The organism is Serratia sp. 2723 (assembly GCF_050434425.1).
Lineage (GTDB): Bacteria > Pseudomonadota > Gammaproteobacteria > Enterobacterales > Enterobacteriaceae > Chania.
This window is the reverse complement of sequence record NZ_JBNDIN010000002.1, coordinates 219,549-238,027: the sequence shown is the minus strand read 5'-3', so window position 1 is coordinate 238,027 and position 18,479 is coordinate 219,549. Positions and strand designations below refer to the sequence as shown.

Below are 18,479 nucleotides of genomic sequence, written 5' to 3'. Positions count from 1 at the left end.
TTTCCATGAGCCAAACACAAAATCATTCCCAGTGCGATGCACCTAAACGACTGCTTTTCAGCGGGCTATTGGGTGCTTTTGGCGTGTTTTACTAAAATAAATTTTCGAGGTGTTAAATGACATACGTCAGAGATGAAAAAAAAACAAAACATAAAAAAAATAACCTGGTTCTTCCATTATCAAGTTCAGCAGAGGAATCAATAGGGTTATCGGTTGAATATATCAATGATAACGCAGGAGGGGATTTAAATCAGCAAGATAATGTGGCGATATTGCTAGGTAAATTACATGAGAAGGAAAAAACAGGTGTGTCAGAAGGAATTGTTGATAGCTTACACTCAGGCGCGGAGAGTGATAATTACGCGCGTGATATGATTATGGATATATTTTATAGGTTGGCTACTGATGTAACAAACCAAGTTTTTTCAAGTATGTTTAGCGAGCTAAAATCCTTTAAATCTGTATATGAGGAAATAGAATGTATATATAAAGGGAACTTTACACTAAAGGGAAAGTTCAATCAGGTGGTTATAGTTCTTGAAGATTTTGTTCAAAAAGGGAAAAGAGGAGAGGCAGGGGAAGCGTATAATCACGTGCGTGATTACTTAAATAGCCTAGTGCCTATACTTAGAAAAATCAGTGATTATCTTAATAAGATTCAAAGCATTTACGATAATATTTTAGGTGACGAGCCAGTATTAGTTAAGCTAATCGCCTTGTTTGGACTCTTTGAGCAAATAATATCCATCCCTAAAGTTTCTGAAATGGGTGTAGAGAGAGTCAAACCACTATTGGTTAAACTTAAACAGCTGTTTATTCTTATTCAGACAGTACAGAACCTTCCGGAAGATGCCGGAATAAAAGATTATATGTCAGCGTTTAAATACGATGATTTTATTCTCGACATGGTTGGTAAATCTACGATTGAACTGGGAGAGGCTTTAGGGGCAATGCATCAATTGGCAAAACGGAACACGCCATTTCCGCGAGGGCAAGATGTCATTACACAGATTCAGTGGTTGGCTAAAATACTCTCCGACCCACAGAACCACGATGAGATTCGGCTGCATCTTATGGCGAGAGATGTTGATGAGGAAAAGGTTAATCAGATTTTTTCTCTGTTTCAGGCCGTTAGTCATCCCGGCGAGGTTATTATCAGAGAGTTTAAGAGCTTTATTCCACTCCATTTCATTGAGAATACCGAAGGAGTGGCATTTTTTGAGCGGCTAATAAATCTGGATTGGAGCTCAAAACCAAGTGTGTCCACCATTTTTAGTTTATTAACTGATATTTTTAAGATATCGGCCCCCATGGCCTTGCCGAAAATTGCCATTGTCGCTGGTAATCATTATTTACCTCAACAGGTATCGGAAGAGATAATTAAGATCTGTAATGATTATAATAGAAAAGATAGCTGGGGAGATGCATGGCGTAAAGTAGGTGAGCGATTTTTAAACATGTTTGTCGGTGAAGATCGTGAGTTAGGCAATATTTTACTAAATGGTAGATGGATACCTTTATTGGGTTTGTTCAGTATTGATCCTATCTCGAGTCTTACAATAAAGTATGCAAATGATATTTCGAAATGTACCAATATTGACATGACATTAAGATGGTTTCTTGAACATGATACAAGTAAAGACCAGCAAATTAATTATTATTACACACTATATTTACAGGCTATGTTAAGTAAGGAAATTTATCAGTACCTTAATGCTGATAGTGATGAAGAAATGGAGGAGGGGTTACGTAATTTGGCGGCAAAGTTAAAAAACAGCCATATTGTGCAGGCCTATCCACAGTTAGAAATTTTTCTCGAGTTATTACCATTATTACCCGCCCTGCGGAAAGCAAAAAACATCGTGGGGAAACAGGAGCCAGCAAATAATTTACTGGACTGGATTAACCGGTGGCTTAATGCGTTAGCAAACAGTGATAGCCTCGCGATGGCTGAGTTACGAGAAAAACTGTACAAAAACACTGTTTCTTTGTTGTCCGCGGCGATTAGCTCTTCAATTTCCGCTCTACCCTCTATTTTAACATTCCCTTCTGCGGCAGCTGCTCCGGTCCCTGTAGCAGGAAGGCGTCCAGTGAGCCAGGAAGTTACAGAGGCCGATTTTAATGCAATGGGTCAACAGGAGGATGAGAACGCGCAACCAGCGTCTGTAGCCGATGAAAACTCCGGTGCGGATGAGATAATGGAAATCACCACCAGGGATTTGGAGTTTCTGTACCGGGATACGACGGGAAATACTTCTAAAAATAACGTGGCAACTACTTATGTCCTCGGCCCACTGTCTGGAATTATTGTTGCGGCTGCACTAGCCGATTTTCTGAAGATCAAACAAAGCCGCCGCTACGCCAGAATAAGACAGAATGATGATGAGGCTACTAATGAGGATGGTATTAGGCCACTTGCTCCTGACGGTAATAAATCCCTTTACCAATATTGGCGGCCGGCACTGCTCCTTTTTATTGGCAGTGCCGGGTTAACCACCAGTGCCTATAAATATTATTTTTCAGGCAATGGTGAGGCGCTAACGGAGGAAGAGAGGAACCGCATTGACGACATAGTGGCAAAAATTGACAATGCGGATGATGAGGCAAGCGATCCTGCTGACAGTGCTCACAGCAGGCGGAGAAGGAGCACCGGAGAGGCTTCGGTACCGACATCCACAGACAGCCCGGTAACGGATATCCCAGTCGAGCTATTGGAACGATTGGATTTCAACAGTTACTCTGCAGAAGTAAGTTATATTGTAATAGAAATCATAAAAAAAATCATAAGAAGGATTATAAAAAAGAACCAAAATACAAATTTGGAAGGCAAGATAGAAATCTCGTATTGGAATTTTTACTCCAGAGTATACAAAAATATCCTTGCCTATTTAAAAAAGGAGAAAGAAAGTCAGCAGCCGTATAAAGATGATGAGGGGTTGCTGGACGTGGCGAGAGAGTGTGTTGCGAACATGTTAAATATATCTCAGAGGAACTCATCCAAAGAGCTCAGGTGGGAGGCAAGTGATTCAGAAAAAACGTTATTTGATGAGGCTGTTGATGATTTAAATTTCTCCAACCTCACCGCTGGGATGGAGAGTTATTTCTCTTCATTGAGTGAAAATGAGTGGCGTCAGCTTTATAACGGTGTTGTACCGGATGACGGTTTTCGAGCGATTTCTTTCAGCACAACGGGGAATATTCATGCTTATGATCTATTTACCTATGCCCTTGGTCTGGCGGTTAATGCAAAACACTCTAATCTTGATAGTATAAAAACCAATTGGCATGTGGCTTTTTCATATTATGAAAAGCTTAATTTAAAATCAAATGAGGATAGTCGTAGCATCGGTTTGTCGCCAGGAGATGTGGAGGATATGAGCGAGGTTTATTCAGATCTTATCTGCTTCCGTTTTATATTCGAAAGTATTCTTCGTATTCCACAATTTGTTTCAGGGGGGGCAGATGAGTTTAGGATAGCTTTTTCAAAAGACAACTTTATTGAAAAAATGAAGTCTCCGCTGCATGAATCATTTAAATCTATCAAATGGGAGGTGGCAGAGGATAATCAAATTGAGGTGGAAAGTAACCTGGCAGACTACTATATGATTGATGCGGGTATCTTAAAGGATAGCGGTAGCAACAGCCAGTTTCAACGAGCAATGAATATTTTTAAAATAGAAGAGGAGGTAAAGCTAAAAGAACCGACTTCAACATCAGATTTACTGGAGCGTTATAATTATTGTATTAATGCTATTCGTGTAAAACATTGTAGTGCAGCCCGCAGACTTAAAGAGAAGGCAAGTCAATCTATTATATTTAACCCGATATTGAAACAGGATGTTGAGATCGCCAAGACGGTGGAAGATATTTGTAATTACTATGTTGGTAAGCAGGATGATTTAGTTCGCGTGACATCTAGAAAGGAAAATTATAATACTGACGATCTGTTAAATCTGGGGGCTGTAAATAGAGATAACTACTTTAAGCTTATCGCTATTGCTTTGGCCTATACTTATGATAAAGCACTTATTGAGTATATTAACGATCGTGTTTCAGTTAATGTTTTATATTTAAATCCAGATGACGCGAAGGAGAGAGAAACAAATTATTACGCTGAATTATATCGTAAGTTTACCCAAGAGACGGCGATCTTTTCTAAGCCCGGCGCTCAGTCAGGAGATAATGATAAACTTCTTTCTTTTCAATATGCTATGTTTGTTCTTGCCTCTGGATCTAGTATTTCTATGATATCCTGGGATATGCTCGTCCGCAACGCATATAATAATAAAAGTTTGATGGAGAATAACGTTACTTTATTGGATAAGGCAAAAGAGGTTAAGGGGTTTAATAAGAGTAAGAAATATAATACTATAAAGGATATATTGCCATATTCTGATTTTGACCCTCAGGCTGAAGATAGAGAAAAGCAAAATATTGAAAGACATAAATTTCTTAAGGATCATTGTAGGCGCGTTAATCTTTCTCCCCCAAGAATGCGTGGAGGACCAGTGATTTCAGCATGCATGTCGTCTATTTCTGAATTATTAGACAGCATAAGCCATAAGGAAGAAAGTGGTGATAGTACCATCAGGGGGTGCACGTCAATTCCAATTCAACACCTGATGAAAAAACGCCAGATTGATCTTGAGGAAAATTTTAACCCGATCAGTGACCCGACGGGTAATGAAAATGACTCACCTGAGTTTAAGTATAACAAACAATTTTATCAATATAAAGAAGATGGCAGTATTGATGTAGAGGCTATTGATAGTGCCAATAAAATCATTCTGCAATATTACAATAATGACCCATGGTTATTTGAACTTAAACTTAAAAAGCCGCTCGTGATTATCTATAAAATGGAGTATTTTGTAGAAGGGAAAACAAAAGGAAAAGGAGAATGGAAACCATTACCTGGGCGTGTATATGTGTTTCACGATTATAAGGACCAGACGAAAGCATTCAGTACAGTGATGGGGATGTATCAACTACTTAACGATAATGAAACGTTTGATTATTTATATAAAAATGTTGGTGACTTTGAGCCTTGTGGTGTTTTGGAAATTGAGTCAGGAAGAACCAGAAGGGTGGAATCTTCTTCATCGGAATTAGGATTTGCATTTTCTGCTCCCAATAACAGTAAGGTCGGTTTTGTTTACGATAAAGAGATTACTGAACATAGTAAACTGAATTCATTACTATGGTTTGGCATTAAAGAGGACCTGACTGAGCGTGTTGATATATTAAAGAAAATTCACCAACCGCCAGAGGATATGAGTTTTAGCTCGTTGTTTACCTCGCTTATTCCATTTTATGATATCATACAAAATATGCGTAACGATCCGGGTTACACCCCTGATTTTGGGGATATATTGTTGGAGTCTATTAATCTGGCTTTGTTGGCGGTCAGCGGTTTTGGTATGGCGAATGTCCTTACCAAATCTGCTACATCGCTGTTTGACATTGTGAAAGCGATGACACGAGCCGGTGTTCCAAGACGTAAAATCATTCAGACACTCACGAATAAAATTGCTGTTGCAACGGTTGAGGCTAGCGGGCAAATTTTACAGGAGATTATTGAAAATATTATCCTTGATGGTGTTCCATTTACTGATATTTCCAAGCGTGCTTTTTTTAAGATGACTAAAGCTAATAAACCAGTAAAAAACCAGCTGAAAAGACTTAAAGTATCAAACATTCTTGATGATGTTTCTACCATATCTTCTACTTATTCAGACTTCGCTGATATAATTAAGACCGAGACGCTCTCCTCAGAGATGGCTCAGGCATTATTTACAACGACTCCGTTCACAATCAGTGAACTGTCTGGTGAGTCTAGTGGTCCAAAACGTATCGTTTATAATCTGCTGGAGGTCACTGTTACAGGCGAAGGTGATAAAAAGGGACGTGAAGTTGTATCGATAAAACCAGCCGCGTGTGATGATGAAAATACTACGATGATTTATTTTATTAAGCGTGGTGATGATTTAGTGATCCCTAAACAACCCGAAATATTATCACCTTCTAATATTTACTTTGAAGATAGCGAAAAGCAATATGTTCATATTGAAAATATTGATGAGCATTCAATAAGGATTTATAATTCCGTTTCAGAAAATATTGAATACGACATTACCGGTGAGTTACTGAAGACGGAGCCGCTGAATACGGGTCATGCTATTGACAAACGTGCGATAGAACGTAGAAATAGCTTTAGCCGTATGAGCTATCACCAGGGGGGGTGGCAGATTGATACCCAAAAAACAACAGGTAGCCTGAGAATTAGTCAGTCTAAATTAAAAAATGCAGGGCATGGGCTAGGGGTGACGCATATTGAAAGTAAGACTATCCCAAATCTGTTGCCGCGTGAATATACGGTAAATGTAGATGCGAGCTGGCGAGTGATCGACCGCAATAATACGTTTACCCTGAGCAATAAAGGAAATCAAGATCAAGGTATTTACTCCGATGGGAGCAATAATCATTACCTGAAGGTAGAAACAGCCTACTACAGAGTGATCAGGGATGATGCTTTGGATTCCTGGGTGATGGTTGGCCCGGAAAAACAGGGGAAATCACTGAGCATCAAAGGGACAGGCAAGAAATCTGTCCCAGTTGAAAAACGATATACTTACTATGAGGGCCGTTCAATTCCGGTTCGGTATAATAACGGAACATGGTATTATAATGATAAAGTACCTGATGGCAGGTTTGGTTATGATAATTACAAAATGAAAAAATTGGAATGGCTGGGTATTGAAGCGAATCGGGCATTCGATAATTTTAAAGCTATATCTAAGGTTGATAGTATTGCCAGAAATAAAAGTATTAGCATAGAAAATCTTACTAAGGAATTGATTGAGAATAGCATGCCTAGCTTACTTAAAAAACAGGCGGCGCACGCCGGTGTGATAAATATCTCTGATGAAGTCAATATTAAGTTGCTGAAGGGATTCGTTAATATTGAGGGTAGCCTAAGTCAGAAAAAATTATTTCCGGGAATAGAGCTGTCAGATGCAACGACCTTAAAAAACTTTACCTTTGAGAAAGCGCTAGGGAAAAACTTTAAAGATCTTAGTGTGCAAGCAAGAAAACAAAAACTTGAGGAGATTAGGTATTCTCCTGATAAGGTTGGTGGTGAAAAATTACGTTATAAAGTGAGCGATGTAGAGGCATACATGAAAGAAGTTCACAGACTTTATACGAAAAGCGAAAACCCAATGCATGCAGAGATTGATAAAAGGATAAGGGACTTTTTAAAAAATAATGATTATGAATTATCTGTTTTTGATGGGCTCCCTGGGTTACATGCGGAAGTTCAGGCACTCAATGCTATGATTAATGAGTTAAATAAATCAAAAGGAGGATCGTTTAATCTATCCGATGCCCTCAGTAATACCCATATATTTACCCGCAGGCTGGTTGGTAAACTCAACCAAGAGTTCCCGGCCTGTTATAATTGCAGCGGTATTCTTTCTGGCCTTGAGAAAGTACCTACGCGCAAAGTTGATGTTAATTTAAAATTTTCTAAATAGAATGTCCTGTATGCGGTCAATCCACTATGAGGAGCTATTATAAATTTAATGGTTCAACCCTTAATTAAAAATCATTGTTGACTTAGAGGATGTAAACAGAAACGGTATAATTGCCTGTTTCCTGACAATGGCGGCAGGCAAATTATAGTCGAAAATAAAATTAAGACGCTGGGGGGTTTGTTGAATAAATCGAATTTAGATAAAATATCAGCTTGTCAGCCTCTTCCTCAGGTAATTCGTACACTTTCTGGTATATTTGCACGCGTCATTTTGTTTAAGCCACGGATCATGGCCATAGCCTCTCCGACCTGGGCACCGTAATTCCGCAGGGTCAGATGACCTCCGAACAATTGTTTTACATACAGATACAGGTTTTGTTGAATAAATCGAACTTTTGCTGAGTTGAAGGATCAGATCACGCATCCTCTGACAACACAGGCAGTCCCGTGGCAAAGCAGAAGTTCAGGATCACCAACTGGCGCACTTACAACCAAGCCCTTATCAATCGAGGCTCCATGACTTTCTGGCTGGATGACGAGGCTATTCAGACCTGGTATGAGTCAGCAATATCTTCATCACGGGGGAGACCTCAGCGCTATTCTGAGCTTGCCATCACGACTGTCCTGGTGATTAAACGCGTATTCCGGCTGACCCTGCGGGCCGCACAGGGCTTTATTGATTCCATTTTTGCCCTGATGGGTGTTCCGTTGCGCAGCCCGGATTACACCAGTGTCAGTAAGCGGGCCAAGTCGGTTAACGTCAGTTTTAAAACGCCCACTCGGGGTGAAATTGCACACCTGGTGATTGATTCTACCGGGCTGAAGGTCTTCGGTGCAGGTGAGTGGAAAGTCAAAAAGCACGGTAAAGAACGCCGTCGTATCTGGCGGAAGCTGCATCTGGCCGTTGACAGCAAAACGCATGAAGTCATCTGTGCGGACCTGTCACTGAACAATGTGACCGATGCAGAAGCCTTCCCGGGTCTCATCAGGCAGACCCACCGAAAAATCAGGTCAGCGGCAGCGGACGGGGCTTATGACACCCGATTATGTCACGATGAACTGCGCAGTAAGAAAATCAGCGCACTCATCCCTCCCCGAAAGGGAGCAGGTTACTGGCCGGGTGAGTACGCAGACCGTAACCGAGCGGTTGCTAATCAGCGGCTGAGCGGGAGCAATGCGCGGTGGAAATGGACAACGGAGTATAACCGTCGCTCAGCCTGTACCACCGGGAAGCGGGGCCGGTAGCGGGAGAAAAGGGATAATCACTGATAAACCAACAAGTTATTGAGCTATAAAGCAAAAAACCCGCCATAGGCGGGTTCTTCTAAATAGTGGTGCCCGGACTCGGAATCGAACCAAGGACACGGGGATTTTCAATCCCCTGCTCTACCGACTGAGCTATCCGGGCAACGGGGCGCATTAAACCGTATTTGGCCCAGTGTCGTCAATGGGTTTCTATCACAAAGCCGAGCGATTGCTCTAATTTCAAGCAGGGCATTGCTACCTTCCTGTGCCAGCATTCTCCCTTTCCCCCCCCCAAATATCCGATGCCAGAGATCAAAAAACTCACCCCAATAATGTTCACTCCTGACCATTCTATAACCAAGATAATGTTAGTGATAAGTACAACATGTTACATATATGTATTATAAGGGGATTGTCGTTTTTAAATGTGATCTCTGTAACTTTAATAACATATTATCTGTGTTATGTTTTAATAATAACATCATTAGTTCCCGGCATACGCCAGGGTACAAGACAGGATAACGGAACGTAAAAGTTCGTAGATAATTTTGGGGAAAAGATGAAATATATCATAGGGATAGTTTGTATTTTTGCTATCTGTGTTTTGGCACTGTTAGTGAGCAACGATCGCAAAAACATACGCTATCGTCCGATTTTCGTCATGCTGGCCTGCCAGTTTTTGATGACCGCACTGCTGCTTAAGACCGACGTAGGCAATAAAGTGATTGGCGTGATCGCTGAAGTATTTGGCAATTTACTCTCCTATGCTAACGAAGGGGTGAACTTCGTCTTTGGTGGTTTGGTGAATCACGGCGAGATCTCTTTCTTCCTGTCCGTTTTGCTGCCCATCGTGTTTATCTCTGCGCTGATCGGCATTCTGCAACACTGGCGCATTCTGGGCTTTATCATCAAGTACATCGGCCTGGCTTTGAGCAAGGTCAACGGCATGGGGCGCTTGGAGTCCTATAACGCTGTGGCTTCGGCGATCCTCGGCCAGTCTGAAGTGTTCATCTCGGTGAAAAAGCAGCTCGGCCTGCTGCCGGAGCACCGCCTGTATACGCTGTGTACCTCGGCTATGTCGACGGTCTCAATGGCGATTGTGGGTGCGTACATGGTGATGCTAGACCCGCGCTATGTGGTGACAGCCTTGGTGCTGAACCTGTTTGGCGGTTTTATCATGGCGTCGTTGATCAACCCTTATCAGGTCAAGCCGGAGGAAGACATTCTTGACGTCGTCGAAGGGGAGAAACAGAGCTTCTTCGAAGTCCTGAGCGAATACATTCTCGATGGTTTTAAGGTCGCCATTATCGTTGGCGCGATGCTGATCGGCTTTATTGCGCTGATCACCATGGCTAACGCGCTATTTACCGCTGCATTTGGCATTTCCTTCCAAGGCGTGTTGGGTTACGTGTTCTCACCACTGGCTTTCCTGGTGGGGGTGCCGTGGCACGAGGCAGTGCAGGCCGGTGGCCTGATGGCAACCAAGATCGTCAGCAACGAATTTGTTGCCATGCTCAATCTGTCACAGGGCAACTACAACTTCTCTGAACGTACCATGGCGATTATTTCGGTGTTCCTGGTGTCGTTCGCCAACTTCTCCTCTATCGGCATTATTGTCGGTGCCATCAAGGCGTTGGACTCCAAGCAAGGTAACGCCGCAGCCCGCTTTGGCCTGAAGCTGCTTTACGGTTCCACGCTGGTTAGCTTCCTGAACGCCGCCGTCGTAGGTTTCTTCTTTTAATTAGCAAAAGGCTACATCTAGAGGCTGTGGCCTGATAACGCTATAACAATAGGGAATATGAGATGAAAATGACTTCTCCGCTCAAGATATCGTTATTGGCCCTGCTGGTTGCAGGTGCTGCGCATGCCGCAACGGTGGATCTCCGTATCATGGAAACCACCGACGTTCACGGCAACATGATGGATTATGACTATTACAAAGATAAAGCCACCGCTCAGTACGGCTTGGTAAGAGCGGCTACGTTGATTGATAAGGCCCGCGCAGAAGCTACCAACAGCGTGCTGGTAGATAATGGCGATATCATCCAGGGTAGCCCGATGGCGGACTATGCCGCAGCCAACCTGAAAAAGGGCGATGTGCACCCGGTTTATCAGGCGATGAACACCCTGGATTATGCGGTCGGCAGCCTCGGTAACCACGAGTTCAACTACGGGCTGGATTACCTGAAAATGGCGATTAGCGGTGCCAAATTCCCGTACATCAATGCCAACGTCTATGATGCCAAAACCAACAAGCCTTATTTCAAACAGTATCTGATCGTGGACACGCCGGTAAAAGATACCGAGGGTAAAGAGCATAAGTTGCGCATTGGTTATATCGGTTTTGTACCGCCACAGATCGTGTTGTGGGACAAGGACAAGTTGTCGGGCAAGGTGATCACCAAAGATATTACCGAAACCGCCAAGGAGCTGGTGCCACAGATGCGTAAAGAAGGGGCGGATATCGTGATTGCTATCGCCCACTCCGGCATCTCTGCCGACCCTTACAAGGCGCTGGCAGAAAACTCGGTCTACTACCTCACGCAGGTTCCAGGCATCGATGCCATTACCTTTGGCCACTCGCACGGTATTTTCCCAGGCAAGGATTTCGCCGCTATTCCTGGAGTAGATCTTGAAAAGGGTACGGTCAACGGTATACCTGCGGTCATGCCGGGCCACTGGGCGGATAACCTGGGGGTGATCGATCTGGTGCTGGAAGGAGAAACCAATAATTGGAAGGTGGTCTCCAGCCGTGCAGAAGCTCGGCCAATCTTTGATAAGAAGAATGACAAATCCCTGGTAGATGCCAAAGCCACGCTGGTGAAAACGCTGGAGCAGGCACACAACGACACCCGTGAGTTCGTTAACAAGCCGATTGGCACCATTGCCGAAGATACCAATACCTATCTGTCATTAGTGCAGGACTCCTCGGCCATCCAGATCATCCGTGCGGCGCAGAAAGCCTATGTTGAGCACTTTGTTCAGGGCGATCCCGATCTGGCGGATATTCCGGTACTGTCGGCTGCGGCACCGTTCAAGGCGGGTGGCAGGAAGAACGATCCGGCAGCCTTCGTTGATATGCGTAAAGGGCCTTTGAGCTTCCGTAATGCCGCCGATCTTTACCAGTATTCCAATACGCTGGCGGCCGTGAAAGTGAAAGGCAGCGATCTGAAAGAGTGGTTGGAGTGCTCTGCGGGCATGTACAACCAGATCGATGTGAAAAGCGATAAGCCACAGTCGCTGCTTAACTGGAACGGCTTCCGGGCATACAACTTCGATATGTTTGACGACCTGAGCTATCAGATCGACGTGACCCAGCCAGCGCGTTATGACGTTGATTGTAACGTGATTAATCCACAGGCCCAGCGTATCAAGTCGCTGACCTATAAAGGTAAAGCGGTGGTGGCAGACGCGCCATTCCTGGTTGCTGTGAACAACTACCGGGCATTTACCGGCAAGTTCGCCGGTACGGGTGAAAAAAATATCGTTATCTCCTCACCGGATGAAGTGCGCACTATCGTGGCCAATTACATCTCTGAGCAGACCAAACTGCATGGCGAATATAAGCCAGAGGTAAAAAACAGCTGGCGGATCGCGCAGATTACTTCGGATAAACCATTGGATATCCGCATGGAAACCTCACCAAGCCAGAATGCGGCTGATTACATTAAACAGTCCGCACAGCACCCAATGACGCTGGTAGGAAAAGACGACATCGGCTTTGCCGTTTACAAGATCGATTTACAGAAATAAAGATCTGGGGAAAGGCAATGAGAATGGTTGATATCATCGCCAAAAAGCGCGATGGAAAAGAGTTGAGCACGCAAGAAATTGAGTTTTTTGTTAACGGCTATACCCGGGGAGATATACCGGATTACCAGGCCAGTGCGCTGGCGATGGCGATCTTCTTCCAGGATATGAACGACCGTGAGCGTGCCGATCTGACGATGTCGATGGTGAATTCGGGTGATGTGATCGATCTCTCGGCGATCGAAGGCGTTAAGGTGGACAAACACTCCACTGGCGGCGTAGGTGATACCACCACGCTGGTGCTGGCACCGCTGGTAGCGGCGTTGGATATCCCGGTGGCGAAGATGTCGGGCCGTGGCCTGGGGCATACCGGTGGCACTATCGATAAGCTGGAAGCGGTGGCCGGCTTCCACGTGGAAATCTCCAGCAAACAGTTTATCGAGTTGGTTAACCGTGACAAAGTGGCGGTGATTGGCCAGACCGGTAATCTGACCCCGGCGGATAAGAAGCTGTATGCGCTGCGTGATGTGACCGGCACGGTGAACTCTATCCCGCTGATCGCCGGTTCGATCATGAGCAAAAAGATCGCTGCGGGTGCCGATGCCATCGTACTGGACGTGAAAACCGGTGCCGGTGCGTTTATGAAAACCACCGAAGATGCTGTCGAGCTGGCAACGGCGATGGTGCGCATTGGGAACCACGTGGGCCGTAATACCATGGCGGTGATCTCCGATATGTCGCAGCCCTTGGGCTACGCCATCGGTAATGCGCTGGAAGTGAAAGAAGCCATTGATACGCTGCGTGGCGAAGGCCCGGAAGATCTTACCGAGCTGGTAATGCAGTTGGGTAGCCAGATGGTAGTGCTGGCGAAGAAGGCCGACACGTTACCGGCTGCGCGCGCCATGCTGCAAGAGGCCATCGATAACGGCAAGGCGTTGGCCAAGTTCCGTGACTTCCTGGCTAATCAGGGCGGCGATGCTTCAATGGTGGATCATCCGGAGAAGCTGCCGCAGGCTAAATACCTGATTGAAGTACCGGCCAAGCAGGCTGGTGTGGTCGCCAACATTGTGGCTGACGAAATCGGTGTGGCAGCCATGTTACTGGGTGCCGGCCGCGCCACCAAGGAAGACGACATCGATCTGGCCGTGGGCCTGATGATGCATAAAAAAGTCGGCGATCGGGTCGCCATCGGTGACTCACTGGTGACGATCCATGCCAACCGCCCGGATGTGGCGAACGTCATGGCGAAAATCTATGACTGCATCACTATTGCCGATAAGGCGCAAGTACCAAAACTGATCCACACCATTATTACAGAATAACGCTATTAGCCGTGTTTCACCCTGGTTGCAGGGTGAAACATTCTCATTATTATCTAGAAATAACTTGATCGAATTAAAATAACTCTGGGTTAGTAAATACCTAACGGATTTCAAGTTGCCTTACGGCGTTTTGAAAGACGGAGGGTAAATAGAAAACGGGACTTTTCTATGAATAAATTAAGGCAATTTAAAATAAATAAACCTCTGGCACTGTTTGCGCTGATGTTTTCTTTACCGCTCTCGGCTGAAGAAATTAAGCTAAATAATCATCTTTTCTCCAGCTTTATTAATGATAGTCATGCGGACCTCTCTTTCCGTAACGTGTTTAAAAACTTAAGCACCGAGGACTATGGGCAGCGTTCAAACCAAACGGCTTGGGGGCAAGGGATCACCCTTGATTATCAGTCCGGTTATTTTGCGGATATGTTGGGGGTAGATGCATCTTATTATGGCGTGATTAAACTGGCCGCCAGCGATGATTTCTGGGGCCGTAGCGTGTTATATAACGACAACGGTCAGGCCAAAGGCTTCAACAAGATTGGTCAGCTCTACCTGAAAGGGCGTTTGGGTGATGATGATACCTATCTGCACCTTTATTCCGGTTGGCAGCAGATTAAAAAATGGGGCGCACTCAACAACTCCACGCGCGCCATTCCAAGTACCTATCTGGGCCTGCGTGGTGAAGCGGCGACCGGGCCAGTAAGGGTACGCGGTGCCTACGTGACCCGTTACAGCGACAGGGATTCTCCGGATAAGATCCATTTCCTCACTGCGGATAAAAAGGAGGTCAGCAGTATTGCGACCGGTGAAGTGAGCTATAGCGATCACGGCTATAGCGCGCTCTATTTCCTGGGTGAAAGCCATAATTATATGCAACGCCACGGGGTAGAGCTGGGGTGGCAACCGGCTTCCTGGGCGGAAAATCGCCTCAAGTTTGCCAGCCAGCTGTATTACAACCATGGTTTGCAGGACTGGACCCGCATGTCCATCCGTCACAAAACTTTCGATGATGATGCCTACCATTATGCGATGTATGCCGAATGGCGTGCCGAGCGTTGGAAGCACAAGGTTGGGGCTTCATATACCCGGGCCTCACTCGACAATGGCAACGGGTTAGGGCGCTTTGAGTGGCACCTGGCCAAACACAGCCGCGGCACCTTTAACTCAATGGCCGACAGTTGGGGTAACGACTATGTGGGCGATAAGGAAAAGATGCTGGCCTGGACCTTTGGCTATGCCGTTACGCCAGAGGTTGAGCTGGGGATGGTCACCAACTATGGCTGGGGGATGAAGTACCGTGGCCATAGCATTGAGCGTGGTGAAACCCTGGTTTACTCCCGTTGGACGCCGTCACAGCTGGCGCTGAAAAATCTGGCGTTCCAACTGTCCGGTGGCCCATCCTGGAACTACCAGAGCCAGAGCAACCAGCCGAAACTGACCTCGGATGGCAAGCCGATGCGCGCTCAGAACCACTCGATTGAGTTCCAGGTGGATTACAAGTTCAACCTATTCTAAGCAAAGCCTGCCTGGCCGTGTGGGGAAACCCACACGGCATCAATAAATAATTATGCATTAATAGTAACTATTAACCGGCTTGAACCCTCGAAAAAAACGTGTAATCATTGCGCGGATCCCCCACTTCATCACAGAGGAGTACAGGCATGACGGGTTTAACCACCTCAGCGCAGCTGCGCTCCAGAAGTCTGATGACGCCCTCACTCCGTGTATCCTTAACGCCATTTATGCGAACGCCGCTGCCCGTTATGCGGTAAAGCTAGCCAATGCTCGCTGTTAGGCATGATTAAAAATAGAGCTGCGGTTCTGATTTTACTGATGTCTATCGGACGCTGCCGATCCCAGTCCCCGATAGTTGTCTGATGCCTACCCGCATCGGCCGGTCATGGTTGCGCCTTGGCTCATCACTTTGCCGGGATAACCAGGGTTATCTCATTATGTGCCCAGTGGCACACCCTCATCCTTAACCGTTTGAGACTCAGCATGATGAAAGAATTGAAGATAGCAACCAGCGCCAGCCTGGTAGCCAGCATTGAAACCCTGCGTGAAATCGTGCTCGTGGGGCAGACTGACTATACCGATGTGGCGGCGGCCGTGGTCTCCGTTAGCGATGTGGATGACGGTATTCTGGCAACGCTCAAAGCGACCGGCTTTGAGATCCCGATCTTTGTTGCCGTTGAGGGGGATGAACAGCTTTCCCCGGATCATCTGCCGTTGATTACCGGCGTATTTGCCTTGGCTGCCGCGACCAAAGTGTTTTACATGGCGCAATTGGAGGCCGCCGCCGATGCCTACGAGCAGGCGCTGTTACCGCCGTTTTTCAAAACGCTGAAAACCTACGTGGAGATGGAGAACTCAACCTTTGCCTGCCCGGGCCATCAGGGCGGCGAGTTTTTCCGCAAACACCCGGCAGGGCGCAAGTTTTTCGAGTTTTACGGTGAAACGATTTTTCGTTCGGACATGTGCAACGCCGATGTGAAGTTGGGCGATCTGCTGATCCACGAAGGCTCCGCCAAAGATGCGCAAAAACACGCGGCGAAAGTGTTCAACGCCGATAAAACCTACTTCGTGCTGAACGGCACTTCGGCATCCAATAAAGTGGTGACCAACGCGCTGCTGACGCGTGGCGATCTGGTGCTGTTTGATCGTAATAACCATAAATCCAATCACCACGGCGCGTTGATCCAGGCCGGAGCGACGCCGGTGTATCTGGAAACCGCACGTAATCCGTTTGGTTTTATCGGCGGCATCGATTCTAAATGCTTTAATGAGGCTTACCTGCGCGAGCAGATCCGCCATGTTGCCCCGGAAAAAGCCGCGGCGGCACGGCCTTTCCGCCTGGCGATCATTCAGCTCGGCACCTATGACGGCACGATTTACAACGCCCGTCAGGTGATCGATACCATCGGCCATCTGTGCGATTACATCCTGTTTGATTCGGCCTGGGTGGGGTATGAAGGCTTTATCCCGATGCTGAAAGAGTGCTCGCCGCTGCTGTTGGAACTGGATGAGCACGATCCAGGTATTTTCGTCACGCAATCGGTGCATAAGCAGCAGGCCGGGTTCTCGCAGACTTCGCAGATCCACAAGAAAGACGATCATATCAAAGGCCAGAAGCGCCACTGCAACCATAAGCATCTCAACAATGCGTTTATGCTGCATGCCTCAACCAGCCCGTTTTATCCGCTGTTTGCCGCGTTGGACGTCAACGCCAAGATGCATGCCGGTGCCGCTGGTCGCCGTATGTGGATGGAGTGTGTCAAGCTGGGGATCGACACGCGTAAACAGCTGCTGGCACGCTGCTCGCTGCTGCGGCCCTTTATTCCGCCGCAGGTGGCAGGCAAGAACTGGCAGGATTACGATACCGACCTGATCGCCAACGACGCACGCTTCTTTAACTTTGTACCGGGCGAGCAATGGCACGGTTTTGCAGGCTATGCGCAGGGGCAGTATCTGGTCGATCCTTGCAAGCTGTTGCTGACCACGCCGGGGATTGATGCGGCCACCGGTCAGTACACCGAGTTCGGTATCCCGGCGACCATTCTGGCCAACTTCCTGCGTGAGAATGGCATCGTGCCGGAGAAGTGCGATCTCAACTCGATCCTGTTCCTGCTCACCCCGGCGGAGAACCCGGCGAAAATGGATCATCTGGTGGATATGCTGGTGCAGTTCGAACGTTATGTCGAAGCAGATGCGCCATTGAGTGAGGTTTTGCCGACGGTCTATCGCAAGAATCAGCAGCGTTATGCAGGCTACACCCTTCGTCAGCTGTGCCAGGAGATGCACGATTTGTACGTCAGCTTCGACGTGAAGCAGTTGCAAAAGGAGATGTTCCGTCAGGATCATTTCCCGCCGGTGATGATGGGTCCGCAGGATGCCAACGTCGAGTTTATCCGCGATAACGTGGAGCTGGTGCCGATCGCTCAGGCTGCCGGGCGCATCGCGGCGGAAGGTGCCTTGCCTTATCCACCGGGCGTGCTGTGTGTGGTTCCGGGTGAGGTGTGGGGCGGTTCGGTACAGCGTTACTTCCTGGCGCTGGAGGAGGGTATTAACCGCTTGCCTGGTTTCTCACCGGAGCTGCAGGGCGTGTATATCGAGAAGAAAGATCACGGCTGGAAACGGATATTTGGCTATATGATCAAGTAGGACAGCCCCCTTTATCCGGCCCAAGTGCGGCGAGCGCCATTTCCCCTCACCCCAACCCTCTCCCACAGGGAGAGGGAGCTGATTTGGCGTTGTCGTCGAGTGCTGCGCTCAATCTGTTTCACCGCAAAAAGGGAGCTGGTTAGTGTCGTGGTCAGGTAAGTTTCTGCAACTGATAACGAACTCGACCACAGGGAGAGGGAGCTGACTTGGCGTTGTCGTCGAGTGCCGCGCTCAATCTGTTTCACCGCAAAAAGGGAGCTGGTTAGTGTCGTGGTCAGGTAAGTTTCTGCAACTGATAACGAACTCGACCACAGGGAGAGGGAGCTGATTTGGCGTTGTTGTCGAGTGCCGCGCTCAATCTGTTTCACTGCAAAAAGGGAGCTGGTTAGTGTCGTGGCCAGGTAAGTTTCGGCAACTGATAGTGAACTCGGTCGGTTCCCTCTCCCTGTGGGAGAGGGTTAGGGTGA

The 18,479-nt window shown here is 46.8% G+C and carries 6 protein-coding genes, 1 tRNA gene and 2 pseudogenes; 7 read left to right on the top strand and 2 right to left on the bottom strand.

Annotated elements, in window-relative coordinates; all coding sequences use genetic code 11:
- Positions 1 to 116: 116 nt before the first annotated feature.
- Entirely contained in the window at positions 117 to 7,535 is a 7,419-nt protein-coding gene (locus ABIE29_RS03800; protein ID WP_429616905.1) for a YwqJ-related putative deaminase, read from the top strand.
- Between the two features lie 227 nt (positions 7,536 to 7,762).
- Here the strand turns inward: ABIE29_RS03800 and ABIE29_RS03795 are convergent.
- Positions 7,763 to 7,897, bottom strand: a pseudogene (locus ABIE29_RS03795) (IS5/IS1182 family transposase); the annotation flags it as partial.
- 40 nt (positions 7,898 to 7,937) lie between these two features.
- Here ABIE29_RS03795 and ABIE29_RS03790 point away from each other — a divergent pair.
- Positions 7,938 to 8,761 (top strand): annotated as a pseudogene (locus ABIE29_RS03790) (IS5 family transposase); the annotation flags it as partial.
- A gap of 105 nt (positions 8,762 to 8,866) precedes the next feature.
- Here the strand turns inward: ABIE29_RS03790 and ABIE29_RS03785 are convergent.
- Positions 8,867 to 8,942: transfer RNA gene (locus ABIE29_RS03785), tRNA-Phe, on the bottom strand.
- Between the two features lie 396 nt (positions 8,943 to 9,338).
- Between ABIE29_RS03785 and ABIE29_RS03780 the strand changes: the two genes are divergently transcribed.
- The 5 genes from ABIE29_RS03780 to speF all read left to right on the top strand — a co-directional run bounded on the left by ABIE29_RS03780 (position 9,339) and on the right by speF (position 18,012).
- Positions 9,339 to 10,520: a NupC/NupG family nucleoside CNT transporter gene (locus ABIE29_RS03780; protein ID WP_429616904.1), complete on the top strand. Its 1,182-nt coding sequence runs from the start codon at positions 9,339 to 9,341 to the stop codon at positions 10,518 to 10,520.
- 68 nt (positions 10,521 to 10,588) lie between these two features.
- The gene (locus ABIE29_RS03775) at positions 10,589 to 12,532 is read left to right on the top strand and encodes a bifunctional 2',3'-cyclic-nucleotide 2'-phosphodiesterase/3'-nucleotidase (RefSeq protein WP_429617079.1); all 1,944 of its coding nucleotides are present in this window, start codon (positions 10,589 to 10,591) and stop codon (positions 12,530 to 12,532) included.
- Between the two features lie 17 nt (positions 12,533 to 12,549).
- The gene (locus ABIE29_RS03770; protein WP_429616903.1) at positions 12,550 to 13,851 is read left to right on the top strand and encodes a pyrimidine-nucleoside phosphorylase; all 1,302 of its coding nucleotides are present in this window, start codon (positions 12,550 to 12,552) and stop codon (positions 13,849 to 13,851) included.
- A 168-nt stretch (positions 13,852 to 14,019) separates the two neighbouring features.
- On the top strand, positions 14,020 to 15,366 hold the full coding sequence (locus ABIE29_RS03765; protein ID WP_429616902.1) for an OprD family outer membrane porin: 1,347 nt from the start codon (positions 14,020 to 14,022) through the stop codon (positions 15,364 to 15,366).
- 486 nt (positions 15,367 to 15,852) lie between these two features.
- Entirely contained in the window at positions 15,853 to 18,012 is a 2,160-nt protein-coding gene (gene speF, locus ABIE29_RS03760; RefSeq protein ID WP_429617078.1) for an ornithine decarboxylase SpeF, read from the top strand.
- Positions 18,013 to 18,479 lie beyond the last annotated feature (467 nt).

Bases quoted from the DNA above. Each gene is read 5' to 3' on its own strand.
- ABIE29_RS03780 (WP_429616904.1), top strand. From the start codon at position 9,339: ATGAAATATATCATAGGGATAGTTTGTATTTTTGCTATCTGTGTTTTG.
- ABIE29_RS03765 (WP_429616902.1), top strand. From the start codon at position 14,020: ATGAATAAATTAAGGCAATTTAAAATAAATAAACCTCTGGCACTGTTT.
- ABIE29_RS03770 (WP_429616903.1), top strand. From the start codon at position 12,550: ATGAGAATGGTTGATATCATCGCCAAAAAGCGCGATGGAAAAGAGTTG.
- ABIE29_RS03775 (WP_429617079.1), top strand. From the start codon at position 10,589: ATGACTTCTCCGCTCAAGATATCGTTATTGGCCCTGCTGGTTGCAGGT.
- speF (WP_429617078.1), top strand. From the start codon at position 15,853: ATGAAAGAATTGAAGATAGCAACCAGCGCCAGCCTGGTAGCCAGCATT.
- ABIE29_RS03800 (WP_429616905.1), top strand. From the start codon at position 117: ATGACATACGTCAGAGATGAAAAAAAAACAAAACATAAAAAAAATAAC.